At 54.4% G+C, this 21,152-nt stretch carries 23 protein-coding genes; 16 read left to right on the forward strand and 7 right to left on the reverse strand.

Annotated features, from left to right (window positions below):
• Window positions 1-207 precede the first annotated feature (207 nt).
• Window positions 208-1,209: a DMT family transporter gene (locus GC56T2_RS08220; RefSeq protein ID WP_172706352.1), complete on the forward strand. Its 1,002-nt coding sequence runs from the start codon at window positions 208-210 to the stop codon at window positions 1,207-1,209.
• A gap of 343 nt (window positions 1,210-1,552) precedes the next feature.
• Here GC56T2_RS08220 and GC56T2_RS08230 read toward each other — a convergent pair whose 3' ends face one another.
• Window positions 1,553-2,056: a QueT transporter family protein gene (locus GC56T2_RS08230; RefSeq protein WP_144974398.1), complete on the reverse strand. Its 504-nt coding sequence runs from the start codon at window positions 2,054-2,056 to the stop codon at window positions 1,553-1,555.
• Window positions 2,057-2,128: 72 nt separating this feature from the next.
• On the opposite strand from GC56T2_RS08230, the gene chrA reads away from it, so the two are divergent.
• From chrA to GC56T2_RS08250, 4 genes are all read left to right on the forward strand, one after another.
• Window positions 2,129-3,331 carry a chromate efflux transporter gene (chrA, locus tag GC56T2_RS08235; protein WP_144974400.1) on the forward strand — a complete coding sequence of 401 codons (1,203 nt, stop codon included), beginning with the start codon at window positions 2,129-2,131 and terminating at the stop codon, window positions 3,329-3,331.
• 301 nt (window positions 3,332-3,632) lie between these two features.
• On the forward strand, window positions 3,633-4,067 hold the full coding sequence (locus tag GC56T2_RS08240) for a DMT family transporter (protein WP_144974402.1): 435 nt from the start codon (window positions 3,633-3,635) through the stop codon (window positions 4,065-4,067).
• A 474-nt stretch (window positions 4,068-4,541) separates the two neighbouring features.
• A complete protein-coding gene (locus GC56T2_RS08245) occupies window positions 4,542-5,621 on the forward strand; it encodes a nitric oxide synthase oxygenase (protein ID WP_222427775.1) in 1,080 nt (359 codons plus the stop codon).
• Entirely contained in the window at window positions 5,618-6,403 is a 786-nt protein-coding gene (locus tag GC56T2_RS08250; protein WP_144974407.1) for an ABC transporter ATP-binding protein, read from the forward strand. The genes GC56T2_RS08245 and GC56T2_RS08250 overlap by 4 nt, the downstream gene beginning before the upstream one ends.
• A 209-nt stretch (window positions 6,404-6,612) precedes the next feature.
• Here GC56T2_RS08250 and GC56T2_RS08255 read toward each other — a convergent pair whose 3' ends face one another.
• Window positions 6,613-6,819 (reverse strand): hypothetical protein, encoded by a 207-nt coding sequence (locus tag GC56T2_RS08255; protein ID WP_144974409.1) that lies wholly within the window; start codon window positions 6,817-6,819, stop codon window positions 6,613-6,615.
• Window positions 6,820-7,081: 262 nt separating this feature from the next.
• On the opposite strand from GC56T2_RS08255, the gene GC56T2_RS08260 reads away from it, so the two are divergent.
• The 3 genes from GC56T2_RS08260 to GC56T2_RS08270 all read left to right on the forward strand — a co-directional run bounded on the left by GC56T2_RS08260 (window position 7,082) and on the right by GC56T2_RS08270 (window position 9,500).
• Window positions 7,082-7,834, forward strand: a complete 753-nt coding sequence (locus GC56T2_RS08260; RefSeq protein ID WP_144974411.1) for an SDR family NAD(P)-dependent oxidoreductase — start codon at window positions 7,082-7,084, stop codon at window positions 7,832-7,834.
• A 68-nt stretch (window positions 7,835-7,902) separates the two neighbouring features.
• Complete coding sequence (locus GC56T2_RS08265; RefSeq protein ID WP_144974413.1) at window positions 7,903-8,673, forward strand: SDR family NAD(P)-dependent oxidoreductase; 771 nt, start codon at window positions 7,903-7,905, stop codon at window positions 8,671-8,673.
• 47 nt (window positions 8,674-8,720) lie between these two features.
• The gene (locus GC56T2_RS08270; protein ID WP_144974415.1) at window positions 8,721-9,500 is read left to right on the forward strand and encodes an enoyl-CoA hydratase/isomerase family protein; all 780 of its coding nucleotides are present in this window, start codon (window positions 8,721-8,723) and stop codon (window positions 9,498-9,500) included.
• Between the two features lie 270 nt (window positions 9,501-9,770).
• Here GC56T2_RS08270 and GC56T2_RS08275 read toward each other — a convergent pair whose 3' ends face one another.
• From GC56T2_RS08275 to GC56T2_RS08285, 4 genes are all read right to left on the reverse strand, one after another.
• Window positions 9,771-10,598 carry a serine/threonine protein kinase gene (locus GC56T2_RS08275; protein ID WP_144974418.1) on the reverse strand — a complete coding sequence of 276 codons (828 nt, stop codon included), beginning with the start codon at window positions 10,596-10,598 and terminating at the stop codon, window positions 9,771-9,773.
• Window positions 10,598-10,795 carry a hypothetical protein gene (locus tag GC56T2_RS08280; RefSeq protein WP_144974420.1) on the reverse strand — a complete coding sequence of 66 codons (198 nt, stop codon included), beginning with the start codon at window positions 10,793-10,795 and terminating at the stop codon, window positions 10,598-10,600. Before GC56T2_RS08280 ends, GC56T2_RS08275 begins: the two co-directional genes overlap by 1 nt.
• Before the next feature lie 108 nt (window positions 10,796-10,903).
• Window positions 10,904-11,086 (reverse strand): hypothetical protein, encoded by a 183-nt coding sequence (locus GC56T2_RS17785; protein ID WP_186440026.1) that lies wholly within the window; start codon window positions 11,084-11,086, stop codon window positions 10,904-10,906.
• Complete coding sequence (locus GC56T2_RS08285; RefSeq protein ID WP_144974422.1) at window positions 11,070-13,160, reverse strand: DNA topoisomerase III; 2,091 nt, start codon at window positions 13,158-13,160, stop codon at window positions 11,070-11,072. Before GC56T2_RS08285 ends, GC56T2_RS17785 begins: the two co-directional genes overlap by 17 nt.
• 202 nt (window positions 13,161-13,362) lie before the next feature.
• Between GC56T2_RS08285 and GC56T2_RS08290 the strand changes: the two genes are divergently transcribed.
• From GC56T2_RS08290 to GC56T2_RS08310, 5 genes are all read left to right on the forward strand, one after another.
• Entirely contained in the window at window positions 13,363-14,736 is a 1,374-nt protein-coding gene (locus GC56T2_RS08290) for a sensor histidine kinase (protein WP_144974424.1), read from the forward strand.
• A 2-nt stretch (window positions 14,737-14,738) separates the two neighbouring features.
• On the forward strand, window positions 14,739-15,419 hold the full coding sequence (locus GC56T2_RS08295; RefSeq protein ID WP_144974427.1) for a response regulator transcription factor: 681 nt from the start codon (window positions 14,739-14,741) through the stop codon (window positions 15,417-15,419).
• Window positions 15,420-15,450: 31 nt separating this feature from the next.
• Complete coding sequence (locus GC56T2_RS08300) at window positions 15,451-16,008, forward strand: TVP38/TMEM64 family protein (RefSeq protein ID WP_144974429.1); 558 nt, start codon at window positions 15,451-15,453, stop codon at window positions 16,006-16,008.
• A 285-nt stretch (window positions 16,009-16,293) separates the two neighbouring features.
• Window positions 16,294-16,860, forward strand: coding sequence for a YdhK family protein (locus tag GC56T2_RS08305; protein ID WP_144974431.1), 567 nt, complete (start codon window positions 16,294-16,296; stop codon window positions 16,858-16,860).
• A gap of 243 nt (window positions 16,861-17,103) precedes the next feature.
• Window positions 17,104-17,313 carry a hypothetical protein gene (locus GC56T2_RS08310; RefSeq protein WP_144974433.1) on the forward strand — a complete coding sequence of 70 codons (210 nt, stop codon included), beginning with the start codon at window positions 17,104-17,106 and terminating at the stop codon, window positions 17,311-17,313.
• Window positions 17,314-17,345: 32 nt separating this feature from the next.
• Here the strand turns inward: GC56T2_RS08310 and GC56T2_RS08315 are convergent, their stop codons facing one another.
• Window positions 17,346-18,719, reverse strand: a complete 1,374-nt coding sequence (locus tag GC56T2_RS08315) for an amino acid permease (protein WP_144974435.1) — start codon at window positions 18,717-18,719, stop codon at window positions 17,346-17,348.
• Between the two features lie 206 nt (window positions 18,720-18,925).
• Between GC56T2_RS08315 and GC56T2_RS08320 the strand changes: the two genes are divergently transcribed.
• From GC56T2_RS08320 to GC56T2_RS08330, 3 genes are read left to right on the forward strand one after another with little or no spacing between them, the layout of a single operon-like run.
• On the forward strand, window positions 18,926-19,408 hold the full coding sequence (locus tag GC56T2_RS08320; protein WP_144974437.1) for a PH domain-containing protein: 483 nt from the start codon (window positions 18,926-18,928) through the stop codon (window positions 19,406-19,408).
• The gene (locus GC56T2_RS08325; protein ID WP_144974439.1) at window positions 19,398-20,846 is read left to right on the forward strand and encodes a PH domain-containing protein; all 1,449 of its coding nucleotides are present in this window, start codon (window positions 19,398-19,400) and stop codon (window positions 20,844-20,846) included. The genes GC56T2_RS08320 and GC56T2_RS08325 overlap by 11 nt, the downstream gene beginning before the upstream one ends.
• Window positions 20,794-21,072: a DinB/UmuC family translesion DNA polymerase gene (locus GC56T2_RS08330; protein WP_255516056.1), complete on the forward strand. Its 279-nt coding sequence runs from the start codon at window positions 20,794-20,796 to the stop codon at window positions 21,070-21,072. Before GC56T2_RS08325 ends, GC56T2_RS08330 begins: the two co-directional genes overlap by 53 nt.
• Window positions 21,073-21,152: the final 80 nt, after the last annotated feature.

Raw genomic sequence — 21,152 nt, forward strand, 5'->3', positions numbered from 1 at the left:
CTGCTGGCCAACAAACTATCATCAACGCGCGTCCACTTTCTTGCGTGGGCGCCTTTTTTATGGCTTGCTGCTGAGAAAAATGGACAAAATAACCGTTATCTTATTAAATAAAACTATGTTCTAAATAATCAATAAAACAAATAGGAAAATTTCGAATAATAAGATACAATAAAACTGTTCTGTGACATTGCGAAGGGGATGGGAATGATGAGGGAAATGGCCATCGGGCTTGTCGCTTCGTTCTTTTTTGCCGTCACGTTCATCTTGAATCGGTCCATGGAATTAGCTGGCGGCAGCTGGCTGTGGAGTTCATCGCTTCGCTTTTTCTTTATGGTGCCGCTGCTGTTTGCCATCGTTCTGTTCCGCCGCAACATCGGCCCGGTTTGGCATGACATGAAGCGCCATCCGCGGGTGTGGATCACCTGGGGGACGGTCGGATTCGGCTTGTTTTACGCGCCGCTCACCTACGCGGCTGCCTACGGGCCGGGGTGGCTTGTGGCCGGGACATGGCAGTGCACGATTGTGGCTGGTGTTCTGCTTAGCCCGCTGTTTACGAAAACCATTGAAACGCAAAACGGAACGATGTCCGTGCGCCGTCCGATTGAAAAACGGGCGCTCTTCATTTCGCTTTTCATTTTGTTCGGCGTCGTTCTGATCCAGTTCCAGCAAGCAGGCCATCTCGCATGGAATGAAATCGTGTTGGGGGTCTTTCCTGTACTGATTGCCGCGTTTGCGTATCCGCTTGGCAATCGGAAAATGATCGAACATTGCGCCGGGCGCCTTGATGCGTTTCAACGCGTATGGGGGATGACGATGGCCAGTCTGCCGTTTTGGCTGGTGGTCGCGTTGATGGGCTGGCTGACATCAGGGGCGCCGTCGGCGGGGCAAACGATGCAGTCGTTCATCGTGGCCATGAGTTCCGGGGTCATCGCGACGACATTGTTTTTTATTGCTACCGATCGGGCAAAAGGGAACGAACGAAAACTGGCCGCTGTGGAAGCGACGCAGTCCGCGGAAGTCATGTTTGCCGTCATCGGCGAAGCGCTGTTCTTGTCAGCTCCGCTTCCAAACGGATGGGCGGTCGTTGGTTTGGCCGTCATCATTATTGGGATTTGCTGGCATAGTTTCGAATCGACAAGGACAGTGAAACACCCGGCGCTGCCCATTTCAACAGCGCGGCGCCTCGATCGGGCGGGGGGAGAACCGTGAGAATCATCGTAGGCGTTCTGCTTGTCTGCCAGACGCTTATCATCTACGCTTGGATCAGCGATTGGCGCCAGCTTGTCACCCCGGCTAGCCTCTTCTGTGGGTGGGCGGAATCGCGGTCGGCCTTGCTGTTCTTCAGGAGGGGCCTACTGCCAAAATGGCGGAGGGCGCTGAAGATCACGACGGTGGGAGTCATCTTGCTTGCTGTGATGTTACTGATCATTGAAAGGGCTGTCCGTTCGATGCCGTAGTCCACATCGATATAGGGCTGGTCAAAACTTTCCCTGTGGTCTACAGGAAATGCGCCTTTGGAATGGAGCGAGCCCCCTAAGGCGCAAGGGGGCGGCTACCGGTTTTGATGGGAGGAATTGAACAGCTCCGGCGCCAAGCGGCGGCCAACAGCGTAAATGATCGGCGCGCCGAGTGCCATAACGACAAATTCGCCGATGGCCGTCGTCAGCCATGTGAGCCAAAACGGAAAACCGAGCGCGAGCTTTAATTCAAGGGCGATAAGACCCATCGTGACGGTAAACGACAACGTATTGACCGCCATACGCGCCCAAACGTTCTTGATATAGCGCATGGAAACGATCGTGATCAGAAGCGCCAGCACCGACTGGCCGACGCCGAATACGAGGTCATACGCAACAATCGGCGAGAAAAATAAATTGGCGAAAAAGACCCCAAGCACGATGCCAATGGCGTATGTTGGGCGAAATACGACTAAGTGATTCAATAGTTCTGATACGCGAAACTGAATGTTCGTAAAGCCAAACGGCTGAATGAGCGCCGTCACCGCGATGTACACAGCGGCGATCAAACCGTTGGTCGCCATCGTTCGAACGTTCATCATCTTCTCTCCTCTCGTGAATGATGATATGATTGTAGCATGACCATCTCGTGAACGAAAGGAGCAGGATCCATGACTGCAAAGGATCAACGGGCAGGAGACCGACGCGGCTCCGTCTTCGAGGTTGGGATCACGGCGCTCCGCCTTGGCTTGACGTCGTTTGGCGGTCCGGTGGCCCATCTTGGCTATTTTTATGAAGAGTACGTGAAACGAAAAAAATGGATCGACGACAAAACGTACGCCGACCTCGTCGCTCTTTGCCAATTTCTCCCCGGTCCGGCCAGCAGCCAGGTCGGCATCGGCATCGGGCTGATGCGCGCCGGCGTCTGGGGGGCGCTGGCGGCTTGGCTTGGGTTTACATTGCCATCGGCGGTCGCCCTTAGTTTGGTTGCCGTCTGGCTGCAACATGCTTCGTGGGAAGAGGCGGGCTGGATGCACGGCTTGCTGTTGGCGGCCGTTGCGGTCGTCGCGCAGGCGGTATGGGAGATGGCGCGCAAATTCGCCGCCGGCCGCTTGGAGGCCACACTTGCGACCGCAGCGGCGATCGCTGTACTTCTCATGCCGGGGGCATGGAGCCAAGTGGCGGTGATCGCTATCGCCGGAGCCATCGGCGCGGTCAGACGGCGCCAAACCGTCGCGCCGTCTTCCGTAGGCATCACGCCTTTCATTCGCCGTTCCACCGGTTTTCTGTTGCTTTCCTTATTTGCCGTGCTGCTTGTCGCGCTGCCGCTTGCTCGCGCTTGGATTCATTCACCGCTTTGGGCGCTGTTTGACAGCTTTTACCGCGCCGGGGCGCTCGTGTTTGGCGGCGGGCATGTCGTGCTGCCGCTTTTGGAAGCGGAAGTGGTGCCGCAAGGGTGGGTCACGGCCAGCCAGTTTTTAGCCGGCTACAGCGCCGCGCAAGCCGTTCCAGGGCCGCTGTTTACCTTGGCCGCGTACATCGGCATGGCTGCGTTCGGCTGGAAAGGCGCGCTTGTCGCCACCATCGGCATTTTCCTCCCTTCATTTTTGCTTGTGCTCGGCGCGTTTCCGTTTTGGCACTGGCTTCGCCATCAGCCACGCTTCCAAGCGGCGCTCGCCGGCATTAACGCCGCTGTCGTCGGGATTTTGCTTGCGGCGCTGTATGATCCGATTTGGACAAAGGCAGTGAACGAGCCGGCTGATTTTGCCTTTGCCCTCGGCGCCTTTCTGTTGCTTGCGGTCTGGAAGTGGCCAGCGTGGGCGGTTGTTCTCGTTTCCTTCGTCGGCGGCTGGCTTCGCGCGTTGTTCGGTTGATGGGGGCGGCTAACGGACAGAGGGCGGCGGTTGCGCTTCAGAGCCGATTCTCTATCGATCCACGTTCGTCCGCTGACGTTCGAAGTTTGATAAAGGCTCATTGCGCTCGTCTCTGCCTCATCGGCGATGATGGAAAACGAAAAGCCGATGCCACAACGTTTCTTAACGGGGCGACAAGACGGTGAAGCGGCCGGCTTCTTTTCATCGCTTTTTTCGCTCCCTGTTCCCGAGAAAGAGCGTGTTTGGCTTGAATCGGATGTATGTCCAGCAAAGAGGATAGAGAAAAAGGGGGAAAAGGTGGATGAAGTGGTTATGGATGACGATGGCGCTAGCGGCCGGGATGGCCGTCTCCGTACAGGCGGGGGTGAACGGCGGCCTTGGCAGGCGGGTCGGGGTGCTTGAAGGGGCGTTCGTTCCGTTTTTCATCGGAACGATCGTCTTATTTTTCGTGCAGTTGTTTTTCGGAAAAGGCGAGCTGCTCGCGATGTTTTCTGTGCCAAAATGGCAGTTGACGGGCGGCATTCTCGGCGCTTTTTACGTGTTTGTCATGGTGCTCATCGTTCCGAAACTTGGCGTTGCCAATTCATTGGTGGCCGTGATCGCCGGACAGCTCGTGATGAGTTCGATTGTTGATCATTTCGGATTGTTCGGTGGGCAACGCATCGCGTTTGACCTGACGCGCTTCGCTGCCATGGGGTTTCTGTTTTTGGCGCTTTGGCTTTTTTTCCGCAAATGAACAGCAGGATGGGCCAAGTTAGGTTCATTTTTCCATGATCTGATCATGCTAACAACAGCATGATTGACTGAAAAGAAAAGGAAGCGGATCAAAGTGAAACAGGTTTTCTCTATTTTCTTTTGGAAGCATCTGCTACAATAGAGGGGGAGAGCGTTGCTCCATTCTCAGTTGCCCCGTGGGAGCGACGGCTTGCAGCAATAGTATGGCTGTCGCACGATGAAAGGGCGTTCCACGCAGGGGAAAAGGGGAGAGAATCATGTTGATCCGTCGACTGCTCGGTTTCGCGCTCATTTTTTTTGCCATTTCCATGTTTGTTGAGCAAATGTGGTGGGTCGGGGGCATTTGTTTCCTCATCGGCATCGGAATGACCGCGAAGAGTTTCGGTTATGGAAAATGGAGGAATAAGAAGCATACATGGTAAACAGCGAGAAGAATATGCATCAAACAAAGCGTAGACAGCATGATCGGCCATTGATGAAAAAAGCGGAACAGTTTATTACGGCAAGCTATCAGGAGCTTGGAAAAAGTGAGAAAGAAATGAAGCGGCGGTTGAATGAAATCCGTTGGGAAGTGGAACAAACCGGCACATATAGCCATACGTACGAAGAGTTAAGCTACGGGGCTAAGATGGCTTGGCGGCATAGCAATCGCTGCATCGGTCGCCTGTTTTGGCAATCGCTCCATGTCATTGATGCGAGAGAGGCGGCGACTGTTGACGAGGTGTTTTCTTATCTGTTCCATCATATTGAGTTTGCGACCAATGGGGGGAAAATACGGCCTGCGATCACGATCTTCCGTCCAAATGGGGAAGTGCGCATTTGGAATCATCAACTGATTCGGTATGCCGGTTATGAAACTGAAGAAGGGATGATCGGCGACCCATCCTCCCTCACTTTCACTCGCGCCTGTGAACAGCTTGGGTGGAAGGGGGAAAAGACGCCCTTTGACGTGCTTCCTTTGGTGATCCAAGTAGACGGCCAAAAGCCTGTTTGGACACCGATTCCGAAAGAATTGGTGCTGGAGGTGCCAATTGAACACCCAGAGTTTCCGTGGTTTCGCGATCTGCAGGTAAAATGGTACGCCGTCCCGATTATTTCAGATATGTGTCTAGAAATTGGCGGCATTAGCTATATGGCCGCACCGTTTAACGGGTGGTACATGGGCACGGAAATTGGCGCCCGCAATTTTGCCGATGACAATCGCTACAACATGCTTCCGAAAGTGGCCTCTTGCATGGGGCTTGACACCAGCTCGAACGCATCATTATGGAAAGATAAGGCGTTGGTCGAATTGAATATCGCCGTTTTATATTCCTACAAAAAGGCGGGCGTCAGCATCGTTGATCATCATACCGCCGCGCGCCAATTTCAGTTGTTTGAACAGCAAGAAAACGCAGCCGGGCGCCATGTCACCGGCGACTGGACATGGCTGATTCCGCCATTGTCTCCGGCGACAACGCACATTTTTCATCGGTCATATGACAACACGACCATGTTGCCCAACTTTTTCTATCAAGATCGTCCATATGAACCACAAAGGGGAGAGGGACAATGACCGCCATCATCCGCATGCGCAACGTGTCATGGATGCGGGGAACGCGCGCGATTTTGCATGAAATCGATTGGGAAGTGAAAGAAGGCGAGCAATGGGCGATTCTTGGCCTCAATGGCTCCGGGAAAACATCGCTTCTTAACATCGTCACAGGCTATCAGTACCCGACGCGCGGGGAAGTGGAAGTATTAGGGTATCGATTTGGACAGGCGAGTCTGCCGGAGTTGCGACGGCATATTGGGTTTGTCAGCAGCTCGCTCCTTGAGCAATTTCACGACACGCTGCAAACCGAGACGGTTGAAAATGTCATCCTCAGCGGCACGTTTGCGACGATCGGCCTGTATGATGCTGTCACCGATCACGAGCGGGCGAAAGCGGAATCGTTCATGGAAGCGTTCCGTTTGCAAGCGGTCAGGGGAAAACCATACGGGACGCTCTCACAAGGAGAAAAGCGGAAAACATTGATCGCTCGAGCGTTGATGGCGAATCCGAAGCTGCTTATTTTGGACGAGCCGACCGTTGGCCTTGACTTATTGGCGCGGGAAGACATTTTATCCTTGATGACGCAAATCACCGCCCGGTCGTGCCACGTGTTATACGTCACCCATTATATTGAAGAAATTGTTGAATCGATCACCCATGTGCTGCTTTTGCAGGACGGGCGCATCGCCGCCGCGGGACGAAAAGAGGACGTAGTAACCAATGAACGGCTTTCCGAAGCGTTTCGTCTTCCGATTCGCGTTCATTGGGAACACGGCCGGCCGTGGGTATCCGTACACCGCTAAGCCGGCCGTATTTCCTCCCCATTCTCTTCAACACATAGAAAAAACTTGTTGTATCCGCCTCTATGTTCACGCGTTTCATCATCGATCAGGTTTCACTAGCCTTTCTTAGTTTGCCCGAATCAAAACGAAGGCCGGCGGTTCGATAGTGAAGCTTGCTAGCTATCCCCATTCACACAAAGAGGATGTCCATCCCCCTTTTGTGAATGAAGTCAAAACGCCCGATCAACGGGTGGAAAATCGATATCGTCTGCCTGGTGACGGCCGTCGGCGGGCGTAATTTCAATGACCGGCGGCCGGCCGTTTTCAAAGCCGCGGGCGATATCGCGAATCGGGCTCATTTCATCAGGAAGGCCGGTTCCCGGAGTATAGCGCGGAACGCTCGAGCCGGTCCCTAATTCATCCCTGCGGTTTGTCATGCCCATGCACCTCCATTTTTAGTATCGCTGTTTCCTGACGGGATACGAGCGACAATGTCATCCATTTCACCTAATTCTTTTTCGAGCCGCCACCGTACCCTGATGCATACGATCAACGCCAAGGCCTGTTTCTTCCCCCTCGATACGGCGATAAAAACATTTGAAATATTGCAAATACAGTGTATAATAAAAGAAACAACATACCAACCGGTTAGTATATATGTTGAAAGCGGATTCAAAAAAAGGGAAAGGCGGGAGAAGCGTGAGACTGGACGGAAAGGTCGCGATTGTCACCGGCGGCGCCAGCGGCATCGGCCGAGCGACGGCGATTCGGTTTGCGGATGAAGGAGCGAAGGTCGCCGTGAGCGATATTGATGAAACAGGCGGGGAGGAGACGGTCCGCCTCATTCGCGAACGCGGGGGCGAGGCGATCTTCGTCAAGGCGGACGTCGCTTGTGCGAACGAAGTGCATGATCTTGTCCAAGCCACCATCGCTTCATTCGGCGGCCTACATATTCTTTTCAATAACGCCGGCATTGGCCATTCCGAAGTGCGGAGCACCGAATTGTCCGAAGAGGAGTGGGATCGGGTCATTGATGTGAATTTGAAAGGAGTCTTTCTTGGGATCAAATACGCGGTGCCGGTGATGAAGCAATGCGGCGGCGGGGCGATTGTCAATACGTCGAGCTTGCTTGGAATCAAAGGGAAAAAGTACGAATCGGCCTACAACGCTTCGAAGGCCGGGGTGATTTTGTTAACGAAAAACGCCGCGCTCGAATACGGCAAATTCAATATTCGCGTCAACGCCGTCGCCCCAGGTGTCATCGACACGAACATCATTACGCCTTGGAAACAAGATGCGCGCAAATGGCCCATCATCTCGAAAGCGAACGCCCTCGGCCGCATCGGAACGCCGGAAGAAGTGGCGAATGCGGTATTGTTTTTGGCGTCCGATGAGGCTTCCTTTATCACTGGGGCGACGCTGTCGGTTGACGGCGGCGGACTGACGTTTTAGACGTCAGATGGTTCATACGGGGCAACGGATGAAAACAAAGGCGCACAAACGAGAGGGGAGAGGAAACGATGCGTTTTGCAAATACCGTTGCTGTGGTTACCGGAGGGGGAAGCGGCATTGGCCGGGCGACGGCCATCCGCCTCGCTCAGGAAGGAGCGACTGTCGTGCTTGTCGGACGCACGGCCGCCAAACTGGAAGAGACGGTGCAAGACATCGCGCGTCTTGGGGGGCCAGGTGTGGCCGATCGGTTTGCGGCCGATGTCACGGACTGTGAACAAGTGCGCGCCTTGGCCGCATACATCCAAAATCGGTACGGCGACTTGCATGTGCTCGTCAACAATGCCGGCATTTCGACCCATACGAAATGGCTTGAGCTCACCGAACAAGAGTGGGATGATGTGCAGCGCGTCAATTTGAAAAGCGTCTTTCTTGTCTCGCAAACGCTCGCTCCGCTGATGATCGAAGGAGCGAAGCGGGAGCGCGCCAACCGGGCCATCGTCAACGTAGCCTCCTTGTCCGGCCATCAGGCGGGGGCGGAAATTCCGCATTACAGCGCCGCCAAAGCTGGCGTGATCAACTTGACGAAGTCGCTCGCCTTGGAGTTGGCCCCCTTCGGCATTCGCGTCAATTCCGTTTCGCCTGGCTTTGTCGAGACGCCGCTTACTGAACGTGGACTGCAAAACGAGCGGTTTGTCAAAGCCATTGAACGCAATACCGCCTTAGGCCGGGTGGGAGCGCCGGAAGAGATCGCCAACGTCATTGCCTTTCTTGCCTCTTCGGAAGCGTCATACATGACCGGCTCTGATGTGTTGGTCGATGGCGGTTGGCTCATCAAATGACGCTATTGTGCTGGAAAAATCCAAACGGGAAAGGGAGAGAAAAAACGATGGAAACTTCGCATTTGCTTGTGGAACGATCCGGTGCTGTCGTATGGCTGACGTTGAATCGTCCGGAGCGGCTCAATGCATTCAGCCCGGAGATGATCGCTGGGTTGACTCGTGAAATCGAACACGCCGCCGCGGATGACGCGGTTCGGGCGATCGTTCTATCCGGCGCCGGCCGGGCCTTCAGCGCCGGCGGCGACGTCAAAACGATGGGGCAGTCAAGCGCCTCAAAGGCGTATGAGCATATCGGCCGCCTCAACCGCTTGATTGTGACGATGAAATCATGCGAAAAGCCGATCATCGCCGCCGTGCACGGGGTTGCTGCTGGAGCGGGATTCAATTTGGCGCTCGCTTGCGATCTTATCTTGGCTGCGGAAGACAGCCAGTTCATTTTGAGTTTTGCGAACGTTGGCCTTGTCTCCGACGGCGGCGGCTCCTATTGGCTGCCGCGGCTTGTCGGCCCTCATTTAGCCAAGCAATTTTTCTTCACGGCTGAGCCGATTCCAGCCCGCCGTCTGTATGAACTTGGCGTCATCAGCGATGTCGTTCCGGCCGAAACGTTGCGCGAAGCGGCGGAAGCGCTCGCTGTCAAATTGGCTTCCGGGCCAACGAAAGCGATCGGCAAGCAAAAGCGGCTGATCGAGCACGCCTTAAACGCGACGCTTGAAGATATTCTCGAAATGGAGCGGCTCATCCAAGGAGTGATGGTCGAGACAGATGACCATCACGAAGGGGTGGCGGCCTTTCAGGAGAAACGAAAACCGGTGTTTCAAGGCAAATAGTCAATCCACCGTTGAGTTCATCCGGACGAAAAGCGGGACCAAGCGGATAATGATGTCAACTCCTTCGTTTGAAGCGAGCATTCGTATAAAAGCTGTTAAAAAACCTGTTTTTTTACATCGAGATGTTTAACCTATCGAACACATTCGTTCACGAATCATGTTCGCCGCGGATTTCGCGCGACATGCTCTTTGGCCAATAGGTAACGAATCAGCCCCTCCGTCGCGCTTGAAAAGGCGGGAGGGGCTTAGCTTTTTCCGCCGTGTCGAGTGTCAACGCGCGCTCGTTTGCGCTTGGTCGCGCCCGGCCAATAGCCGGTTGACATCCATCATCAGCTCGTCGATGTGATCATACGGCGCATCCAGCTGCAGCATTTTCCGCAAGATTGCCCGAGCTTTCGGAGACAGATCCAACTCTTCCTCCCAGCTTTTTTCCTCCTCGCTCGTCGGTTCGTAAGCCGAATATAACAAGAATAAGGTGAAATGCCCGAGCGCATAAAAATCGCTTCGCGGAAGCGGTTCGCGCCGCAGCCGCTTTTCAAGCGGATCGTCATCGCGCCATTCCACTGATTCACCGATATGGCATGCCAAGCCAAAGTCAATGACAAAGACGGTTCCTTGCCGCCAAATGATGTTCGGAATGCGCAAATCGCGATGGACGATGCCCAAAGCGTGAATAAATCGTACAACGTCAAGCACATCAAGCAACAGTCGAAACGCGGCTCGTTCCGTGTACGTGACCCCGCTGTGAAAAATGTGATCTTCCACCGTCTCCCCGTCGATATACTCCATCACGAGGTAGGGCTGTCCGCGTTCCACAAATCGGTCATGCAGCATCGGAATTTGCGGGTGGCGCAAGCGCGCGAGCACCTCGGCTTCGCGCTGAAGCAGGCGGCGGCCGTCTTCCCCTTTTGTCCGCCGCGCCTGTTTGATGACGACAAGGCGTCCAGTGTCATGATCGCGCCCTTTGTAGGCGATGCCGTAGCTGCCCATCCCGAGCTCTTCGATTACTTCATAGCGGCGATGAACGATCTCACCGCTTCGATGCGGCCGGTCAAACCAGCGGGCGACGAGCGGGTGGCGCTCCATGAATCGCTTCATCAGCTGCCGAAGAAGCTCGAGAAGAAACTGCCGCTATGATGCTTCTTTTTGTAATGGTGATGGCCGTACTGGGACGGGTGCTGGTGCGAATGATATTTCGGGCCGTAATGGTGGTAATCGCTGCTGCTATAATGCTTTTTATAGTGCGACGAGTGATGATGCTGGCCCAACAACGCTTTGAGCAACTTCTTTAACATCATGATCGCTCCTTTACAAGTAGGTTTTACTTATATATACGGAACCGCAAAAAGAAAGTTTCGGTTGCCGATCGCTCATTCATCCGCCCGCGCTGTGAGAGGGGGAGGTCAATCCGCTTCAGTAGACAAATCCATCGAACCGCAGCAGCGACGCTCCGCGCCATTCGTTTTCAAATAAGAACCGCCAGCGTTGGTGCGGCTGGCGGTTCGTTCGGCGCTGATGTTTTGTTTTTCCACCACGTCTTTCGGCAGGGAGGCAAATGGTTTTTCGCGCTTATTCTTTGTTTTCAAGCGCCTGCTTGAGCAATTCTCCGAGATTGGTGCCAAACGATTCGTTCGTTGCGCTGTATTTTTTGAGCAGTGCCCGTTCCGTTCCTTTCGCGGTGGTGCGTTTCGTTTCTTCCGCTTTTTCCACGACGTTGCACGGGCGGCATTGGAAATAGAGCCCGGCTTTCCCTTCGTGCATTTCCATGCGCCGATGGCATTGTGGGCAGCGGCGGTTCGAGAGCTTCGGGTCGCGCCTCCGCCGGTAGCGGCATGATAAGTTCGAGCAAACGAGCATCCGCCCGTCTTTCGTTTTCCGCTCTTTTAAGAGCGCGCCGCATTCCGGGCAATTGAGCTGGGTGAGGTTCGGCGCTTTGTATACGCGCTCGCTCTGCTTAATTTCGGCGACAAGCTGCTCCGTCTGCCGGCGAATGTGGGCCAAAAACTGTTTCGGATTCCCTTTTCCGCGGGCGATGGCCTCGAGTTCCCGCTCCCAGCGGGCGGTCAACTCCGGCGATTTCAGCTCCTCATTGACGAGCTCGATCAGTTGTTTTCCTTTTTTCGTCGGATAAAAGCGGCCGTCTTTCCGCTCGACGACTTCCGTTTCGACGAGCCGCTCAATGATGTCCGCTCTTGTCGCCGGCGTGCCGAGCCCGTATTTCTCCATTTGCGCGAGCAAGTCGGCCTCCGAGTAACGGGACGGCGGTTCGGTGAACGATCGTTCCATCTCAAGCTGCACCGGTGCGAGCGTTTGGCCTTCCGATAGATGGAATGGTGTCGGTTTCACGTCTGTTTCTTCCTTGCCAAGAACGGCTTGAAACCCTGCGTTCACGACCGCCGTTTCTCGGGCGACAAACGTCTCGCCGGCGATTTCGAAAGTGGCGGTTGTCGTTTCATATTCATACGGCGGGTAAAAGAGCGCCAAAAAGCGGCGGGCGATCATGTCATACAGCTTGCGCTCATCGGCCGACAGCTTCCCGAGGTCAAGCCGTTCATCGGTCGGAATGATGGCATGGTGGTCCGTCACTTTGTCATCTTGAAACACCCGATGGGCCGCTTTGACCTTGCCCTTGGCAAGAAGCGGAGCGATGATGTCCTCATACCCCGATTTCATCGCCGACAGCCGCTCCGTCATCGTCGATGCCATGTCGCTTGGCAAATAACGAGAATCGGTGCGCGGATACGTGACGAGCTTGTGCTGTTCATACAGCCGCTGCAACACCGAGAGCGTCTTTTTCGCCGAAAAGCCAAACCGCTTGTTCGCCTCCCGCTGCAGCTCAGTTAAGTCATATGGCAGCGGAGCCGGTTCGCTTTTCCGCTTCCGCTTGACCGATGTGACGCGCGCCGGCTGGCCGTTGAGACGAGCCATCAGCCCATTGGCCTCGTCTTGGTCAAACAACCGCTTCCCGCCGTGCCGTTCCCATGTCGCCGTAACCGAACCGATGCGGGCATGAATCGTCCAATACGGAACGGGCACAAACGATTGAATCTCCCGCTCGCGTTCGATGATCATCGCCAGCGTCGGCGTTTGCACGCGCCCGGCCGAGAGCGGGTCGTTGTATTTCGTCGTTAGGGCGCGCGTCACGTTCAACCCGATCAGCCAGTCGGCTTCGGCGCGGCAGACGGCTGATTCATACAGCCGGTCAAACTGCGCCCCGGGCTTTAACTGGCGAAACCCGTCGCGGATGGCTTGATCGGTTTGCGACGAAATCCATAAACGCCAAATCGGCTTCGTCCAGCCGATCATTTGCAAAATCCAGCGCGCGACCAGCTCTCCTTCGCGGCCGGCGTCGGTCGCAATAATGCAGTCTTTCACGTCGCGGCGTTTGGCCAAATGTTCAATGGCGCGAAACTGGTGGCTCGTTTGCCGGATTACTTTCAAGCCCATTTGTTTCGGAATGATCGGCAAGTCCTCGAGCCGCCACGTTTCGTATTTCCGGTCATAGTCTTCCGGCATTTTGAGTTCGACCAAATGCCCAAGCGCCCACGTGACGATGTAGCGCGGTCCTTCCATATACGATTTATGCGTTTCTTTGCAGCCGAGCACGCGGGCAATGTCGCGGGCGACGCTCGGCTTTTCCGCTAACACGAGCGATTTCATAAAAAAACTCCTTTCTGTCGTCTCCCACTGAGTGCGGTCTGTTTACTAGTATAATGGAAGAAAGAAAAAGACGCATCCGCTAGGCTTGGTTCCTAATGAAACGATGGGGGTGGCAAGCTTGTCCATACTTTCTGCACATTTTCAAGGTAAAATAGAAAATGTGAAACGACCATGCCGTTTTGATCGATAAGGAGAGAATCACGTGCGAAAGCTTTCTTGGAAACTTGGCATGCTGTTTTTTGCCTTTGTTTTGGCGGTGGAACTGGTGCTGTTCGTTTCTCTCTATGCGACGCTTGTTCACGCGCGCATCGAGGAAGAATTCGCGCAGCTTCTGGCGCGGGGAAACAGCCATCGCAATGTGCTGGAAAAAAATTACGATCACACAACGGTTGAGCATGTCGTCATGATGGAGTCCGAAGCTGAAACCGATGTCGTCATTACCGATGCTAGGCGCCACATTGTATCGGCTTCTAGCGGCATCGTCCCGTTTGCGAGGCAACTGATTCCGTTGACTTACGGGCGCTCCATTCCCCGTGAAGGCATGATGGTCGAAACCGATTGGAAGCGGGCGTCTCATATCGCCACCGTTAGCCCGATCCAAATCGGGGGCGAAACAAGAGGATATGTGTATATGTTTCAAGACACCCGTTCGATCCGAACGATGGTGTACAAATTGAAACATCATTTTGTTGTCGTCGGTGTGCTGTCCGTGGCGATTACGATGATGACGATCGCCTTTTTCTCCCGCGCCATTACGATGCCGCTTCTTCGCATGAAGCGGGCGACCGAAGCGCTCAGCCGAGGCGATTTTTCCGTGCGCGTCGAAGTGAAAGGAGACGATGAGCTAGCGCGGTTAGGCAAAGCCATTCAAACGCTGGCGAACGATTTAGCGTATTTGAAACAAGAGCGGAGCGAATTTTTAGCGAGCATCTCTCATGAATTGCGCACGCCGCTGACGTATGTGAAAGGATACGCGGACATTGCCAGACGGCCGCATCTGTCTGAGAAGGAACGGGCGAACTATGTAGCGATCATTTACGAAGAAGCGGAAAAGATCGAAAAAATGGTGAAAGATTTGTTTGAACTAGCTAAACTCGAGCGACACTCGTTCCAGATCGAAACGCAGCCGACCAATCTTTGTTCGTTTTTTGCCAAACTATGCGAAAAGCTGCGCCCGGCGTTTCAGGAAAAATCGCTGTCGCTTGTGTGTCAGTGCCCTAGTTCGGTCACAGCGGCGATCGACCAGGAGCGGTTTGAGCAAGTGATGATCAATGTGCTCGACAACGCGCGGAAATACGCGTTTCCTGGCACAACGGTGGAGATTGCCGTCCATCCGCAAAAACGCGAGATCGTCGTGGCCGTTTCTGATCAAGGGGTCGGCATCCCGCCGGAAGACGTGCCCCGGATTTTCGAGCGGTTTTATCGGGTTGATAAATCGCGATCGCGGACAAGCGGCGGGACCGGACTCGGTTTGGCCATTGCCAAAGAAATCGTCGAGGCGCACGGGGGAACGATCGCCGCTCGAAGTGAACAAGGAAAAGGAACGACCATCCTCATGACGCTGCCGGAGGGATGACGATGTATACGTTGTTGTTGGTCGATGATGAAGAGCGGATGCTTGATTTATTGGAATTGTATTTAGCGCCGAACGGCTACCGCTGCGTGAAGCGGCGTTCGGGCGCGGAAGCCATTGACTATTTGCGGCGTCATCACGCCGATTTGGTGCTGCTCGATGTGATGATGCCAGAACTCGACGGATGGGAAACGTGCTGCCGCATCCGCTCATTTTCCGATGTTCCGATCATGATGGTCACCGCCCGTGACGAGACGGCCGATATTGTCCAAGGATTGAAAATCGGAGCGGACGATTATGTGACGAAACCATTTCATGAAGCGGAGTTGCTTGCACGCATTGAAGCGGTGCTCCGCCGTGCGGCCGGCAGCCGTTCAGTCATCCGTGCAGCTGGGCTTGTCTGGGATGAACAAGAACATACGGTCCGCTACGGGGAAATGCCGATTGCGCTGACGCCGAAAGAGTTCGCCATTTTAGGGCTGTTGTTAACACACCCGAATCAAGTGTTCAGCCGCGGGCAAATCATTGCATCACTATGGGGCTATCTCGCTGACACAGAAGAAAGAACCGTTGACTCCCACGTGAAAAACATCCGCGAAAAACTGCGCCGGGCCGGGTTTCCGGTGGATGAACATTTGCAGACGGTGTGGGGCGTTGGCTACAAATGGAAAGGATACAAGTCATAACCATTTTCGAAAAGAGAGGCGTTTGGGCCAAATGGAAGAGCGGATGATTGAGTTCCTTCAAGCATACGGCGGAGCGGCGTACTTCTTGAGTTTAGCCTGTAATGTGGCGATCAGTGTGCTCGGGGTCGTCCCAAGCGCCTTTTTGACTGCGGCCAATTTAGTCGTTTTCGGGTTTTGGCCCGGTTTTTGGATCTCGTTTGCCGGCGAGGCGCTCGGGGCGGTCGTCTCGTTCCTCTTGTACCGAAAAGGATTTCGCCGGCTGCGTGAGACGACATGGCTTTCCCATCCCAAGGTGAAACCGTTGCTTTATGCGAGCGGCAAGGAGGCGTTTGGGCTCATTTTCGCGCTTCGGCTGTTGCCGTTTGTGCCATCAGGGGTGGTAACGTTTGTCGCCGCCATCGGCCGCACGTCTTTCCCTGTCTTTGCGATCGCTAGCTCGCTCGGCAAACTCCCGGCTTTATGGACGGAAGCGTATGCTGTCAATCAGGTGATCCACGTCACGTGGCAAGGAAAATTCATTCTTACTATTTTATCTATAGCCCTGTTTTGGTTTATCTGGCGGAAAATGAGAAAAAAGATGCGTGGATGAAACAAAGGAGCGGAAACAGAGGGCTCCGCTCCTCCCCCGTTTAAGGAGAGAATAGACTTTGTATATGAAACGCACGGGAAATCCGCTGCAACCATCTGCTGCTTTCCTCGCGTTCTGCGCTGATCGGTTCTCTTATACCGCAGCCTGCAGCTCCACAGATCCGACAAACCCGCCTTTCCATCATAGGTTGCCGTGCACGGCCGCCGCTTTTTGCCCAATCAAGACCATCTCCATAAAATCTGCACAAATGTCGGGTATGCTAACAAGGCAAGGAGGGTGAAAACGATGAAAAAATTAAAAATGTTGCTAGGCACAACTTCGGTTATGGCAGCGCTCTTGTTATCCGCCTGCACCGGTGCAGACGACAACCAAACGCCAAAAGAAAATACGGCTTCTCACACCGGTCATGAGGGAATGAACCACTCGGGTTCAGGAGAGGTGCCGGCTGGATTGAAGGAAGCGAAACAGCCAGCCTATCCGGTTGGAAGCAAAGTCATCATTCACGCCGACCATATGCCAGGGATGAACGGGGCGGAAGCGACCGTTTCCGGGGCGTTTGACACGACTGTCTATACCGTGACGTACACGCCAACAACAGGTGGTCCTCCGGTCAAGAATCATAAATGGGTGATTCACGAAGAAATCGAAAACGCCGGTGACAAGCCGTTCCAGCCGGGGGATGAAGTCGTCTTGAATGCCGACCATATGGAGGGGATGAAAGGCGCGAAAGCCGTCATCGACTCCGCCCAACAAACGACGGTGTATATGGTCGATTACATCGATACAAAGACCGGGGAACAAGTGACCAACCATAAATGGGTGACCGAAGATGAACTGTCGCCGGAAAAATAAGGAATCGACCTTGGCGTCATCCGCACAAACAAGGGGCTCCGAAGCGGCGAGACGCCCCTTTTCCATGATTCGGTGCACCAACATTGTCCATTGCACGGCAGGGAGGGCCTTAGGGGCATCCCTGTTGTTTTTTTATGGGCATCAAGGTAGAATGACATCAAGCGTCTGTTCGATGACAGAAAGTGTGAGCGAGAAAATCCTCCTCTTTCGGAGGAGGAGAATATGAATAGGGGGAGGAAAACGATGAAATGGTTTTGGCTGGGGGCATGGTTGTTTTGCCTCGGTTGGTTCGTATACGGGTCCGCGGTCAGTTTGTATCGTTTATGGACCGAGCGGCGAGTGGATGAGCAGGCGCTGATTTTGGCGTTTGGCATGGCGGTCGTTGGTTGGCAGGCGTGGGAGAAATGGCGGGAGACCAGCGGGGAACGACAAGAGAACAGGCGCCGGCCATAACGGCACAAGCGCCTGTTTTTCCGCACTCGTATTCAGGCCGATTGTTCGTTGCCGTTTTGTGCCGACCGCCGGCTTTGCTTTTCTTTGCTTGCCCCATATATCGCCAGAACCGCCAAGATCACAAGGCAAAGAACCGATCCGATTCGATGATCGCGCTGAAATAAAAAGCTCACCCAAATCGCGCCGAGCGATACGACGGCAATGATTGTCGTGTACGGAAATGCTTTGACGCAAAAAAACGGATTCGTGTCGTAATGCGGCCGCAGTTTCAGTTGGGCCGCGCTGATCATCATCCAGACGATCAGCACCGTAAACCCAGGAATCGTCATCAACTCGCCGATGATTCGCCCCGGCGCCAAGTACGCGCCAACGACCCCTAGAGCGATGCAGACGGCGACCATTCCCATCCCGTAAAGCGGAACCCCGTGTCGCGTCGTCCGCAACAAGCGGCGGCTCGCTTCTCCTTGTTCGGCCATCGAAAAGAGCAAGCGAGACGTGGCGTACACCCCCGTATTGGCCGCCGATAAGACGGCCACAAGCAAAACAGCGTTCATCACATGGGCGGCGCCCGGAATGCCGGTGGCCTCGAGCACTTGGACGAACGGGCTGTTTTCCGCCGATACGGCGTTCCATGGCATGATGCCGCAAATGATGGCGATCGGCAGCACATAAAAGCCGATGACCCGCCATATCGTCGTTTGGATCACCCGCGGCAGCACCCGGTCGGCGTCTTTCATCTCTGTCACTGCCACGCCGATCAGCTCGGCTCCGCCGTATGAAAACATGACGACAAGCAAGGCGCTGATCATGCCGCCGACCCCATGCGGAAACCAGGCGTCGTACGTCGCATAACGGCTCCATGGGTTTCCGTCCGCTCCTTCGATCACTCCGAACCACATGCCGGCCCCAAGCAAGATGAACACAGCTAGCGCTGCCACCTTCAACCCGGCGAGCCAAAATTCTGCTTCTCCATAGTAGCGAACCGGAAACAAGTTCAGCGCGATGATAAACAGCGCGCAGCTAAGAGCGAGCAGCCAAAGCGGCACCGTCGGCATCCAATAGCGCAAAAAACTTCCTGCCGCCAGCAGCTCGACGACCGTGACCAACGTCCAGTTCGCCCAATACAGCCACCCGACGAGAAACGACCAGCGAAAGCCGAACGCCCGGCGGATCAAATGTTGAACGTTTTCGCCCGGATAGGCGATGGCCATCTCCGCTAAGGCGGCCATAATGAGAAACAACAGCGCGCCACCGAGCAAGTACGTAAGAATAACGCTCGGTCCGGCCATGTGAATCGTATCAGAGCTCCCTTTGAAAATGCCGGTGCCGATCATGCCGCCGAGCGCCATTAGCTGCACATGGCGGGGCAGCAGCCCTTTTTGCAATGAAGGGCGGGAATGGTTCATACAGACACAACCTTTCTGGCTCAAAGTTCGTTCGATGACACGCTTTTATGCTTTTATGCTTTTATGCAGTTAAGCAAAAAAGATAGTTTTAGAATATAATAGTTTTGTTTTTCTGTCAATGATGCACGAAAAAATCCATCGTCAATGTGGAAATGTTTTGTTATACTGGAAACAGATTTGATCCTAATCAGAAGGAGATTCATAGTATGTTGGACAACAGCGGTAAACCGATTTCAGAAAAAGCCATCACCGTGTGGCGTTGGACCGGAGCGTTGGGGGCATTGGTTTCCGGCGCCGTCATTGTTGGAATGGCGTGGATACTGGCGCGCTTTCATGCCCCGAAATGGTGTTTGGGAATGTTAGCCGGCATCTGGTTGATCGAAGTGGTCCTATGGGTGGGATGGGTGCCTGTGCTTCGCCAGCGCCGGTGGCGTTACGCCATTCGCGAAGAAGAAATCGACATCGAGCGCGGGGTCTGGTCGACGAAGCGAACGCTCATTCCGATGACCCGCGTTCAGTATGTCGATGTGCGGCAAGGCCCGCTCCTGAAGCGGTATGGATTGGCTTCCATCGCTGTGTTTACGGCCGCGGCTGCTCATGAGATTCCCGCGCTGCCGGCGGACGAAGCCGAACAGCTTTGCCGTTTGATCGCCGAGTGGGCGAAGGTGGCGGATGACAATGACGCGTAAAACAAAACGCCGCCTCCATCCGATTGCCATTATGGCCGGGGTGGGAAAAGAATTGAAAAATATGATCGCCCCTCTTCTTGTCATCGTGGCAGCCGGCAGTCGCCATGGGTTTTCATGGAACGATATTCTTGTGCCGTTGGCTGCCCTCATCTACACGCTCGTCATGGGCGTTCTTTCTTGGGTTCGTTTTACATATGAGTGGGATGACCGTTGCTTGGTCGTTGAAGAAGGCGTGTTTGTCCGTAAAAAACGTTCCATTCCGTTGGAGCGCATTCATGGAATTTCTATAACGGAAGGAATCTGGCAGCGCATCGCTGGGGTGGTTCAAGTACACGTAGAAACGCCGGGGAATGTTCCGGGAGAAGCGGAAGTCATTCTTCGCGCCATCGCCCGAAAAGAAGCTCGCGCTCTGCAACAATGCGTGGAACGAGCGAAAAACAGGAATGGACACGTCAATGAGCCGGAAGCAGCCACCCATCGTTCGCTGTCCCCGTTGTTTACGCTAACGATGAAAGAAATTTGGATCGCTTCATTGACAAGCGGAGGGGCGCTCGGCGTGGTCGCCGCTTTATGTGCGTTTTTGTCACAATTTAGCGATTTTATTCCGTATGAGGCGCTTGTCCGTGATATTCAGTCGACATGGAACGGACATGGACGATGGTATATTGCTCTATTGATCTTGTCGATTCTCTTGGCCGCCTATGGGGTAGCCATCGTGCAAAATATGATCCGGTACGCCTCGTTTGTCGTGCGGAAACAAGAAGATACCATTGTGATTGCTCGCGGATGGTTGGAACGAAAAGCAGTGTCCGTCCCTGTTGACCGCGTCCAAGGTGTCGTCATTCATGAGAGTTGGCTGCGACGTTTTTTCGGATACGCCTCTGTGTCCATCATTCATGCCGGCGGGGCGCTTGATGGCGGACCATCGGGGGAAGCCGTTCTTTGTCCGCTGGTCAAAAAGCATCGCATCGTCCCCATTGTTCAGGCTTGTTTGCCCGAGTATCGCCTCGATGTGCCGTTTTGTCCGCTTCCTCGGCGGGCAAAAAGCCGGTACATGCTTCGCCCGCTTTATTGGTTGACGATTCCAGTTGGAATGGCCGCGTATATGGAGCGTCCGTGGGGAGCGGGACTTTTGCTTGTGCTGCCGCTCGCCGCATGGATCGGGGCGCGGCGCTACCGAGCCGCCGGCTGGGCGCTTTCTTCGAAGCAGCTGTCTCTCCGCAGCGGCTGGTTTCGGCGAACGACCGTGCATTTGTTCAAGCGCCACGTCCAATCGTTGGAAATCGAAACGACATGGTGGCAACGAAAAAAACAGTTGGCGACGATCTCGGCTTCCGTCATGCCGATCGGCACCTACTCCCGTGTCGTGGATGTGGATGAAGAAGATGCCGCTTCGATTTATCGCTGGCTGCAAGGGGAAAGGAGCAACGAAACGTGATGAAAGCCTTTCTTCACGTCGACTGACTCGCAGCCAAATGGAGGCAGAGCCGCTTCAAACGGCGGAAGATCTCTTTTCTGTAGCGGCGCGATTGCTGAAAAAGCATTGGGACGGCCATCCGGTGCGGCTTCTTGGCGTCGCTGCGCTTCATGTGTTTGACCGGGCAGGGGCGGTGAAGCAGCTCGATTTGTTTCATTATGAAGAGGAGGTAAAGAGGAATGGGTAGCTGCATAACGGATCGGTTTCGGCTGCATAATAACGTTGTCTGCCAAAAAAGGCGGAAATGGATCGTTGGCTAACTATCGA

This window comes from Geobacillus sp. C56-T2 (assembly GCF_007829715.1).
Classification (GTDB): Bacteria; Bacillota; Bacilli; order Bacillales; family Anoxybacillaceae; genus Geobacillus; species Geobacillus icigianus.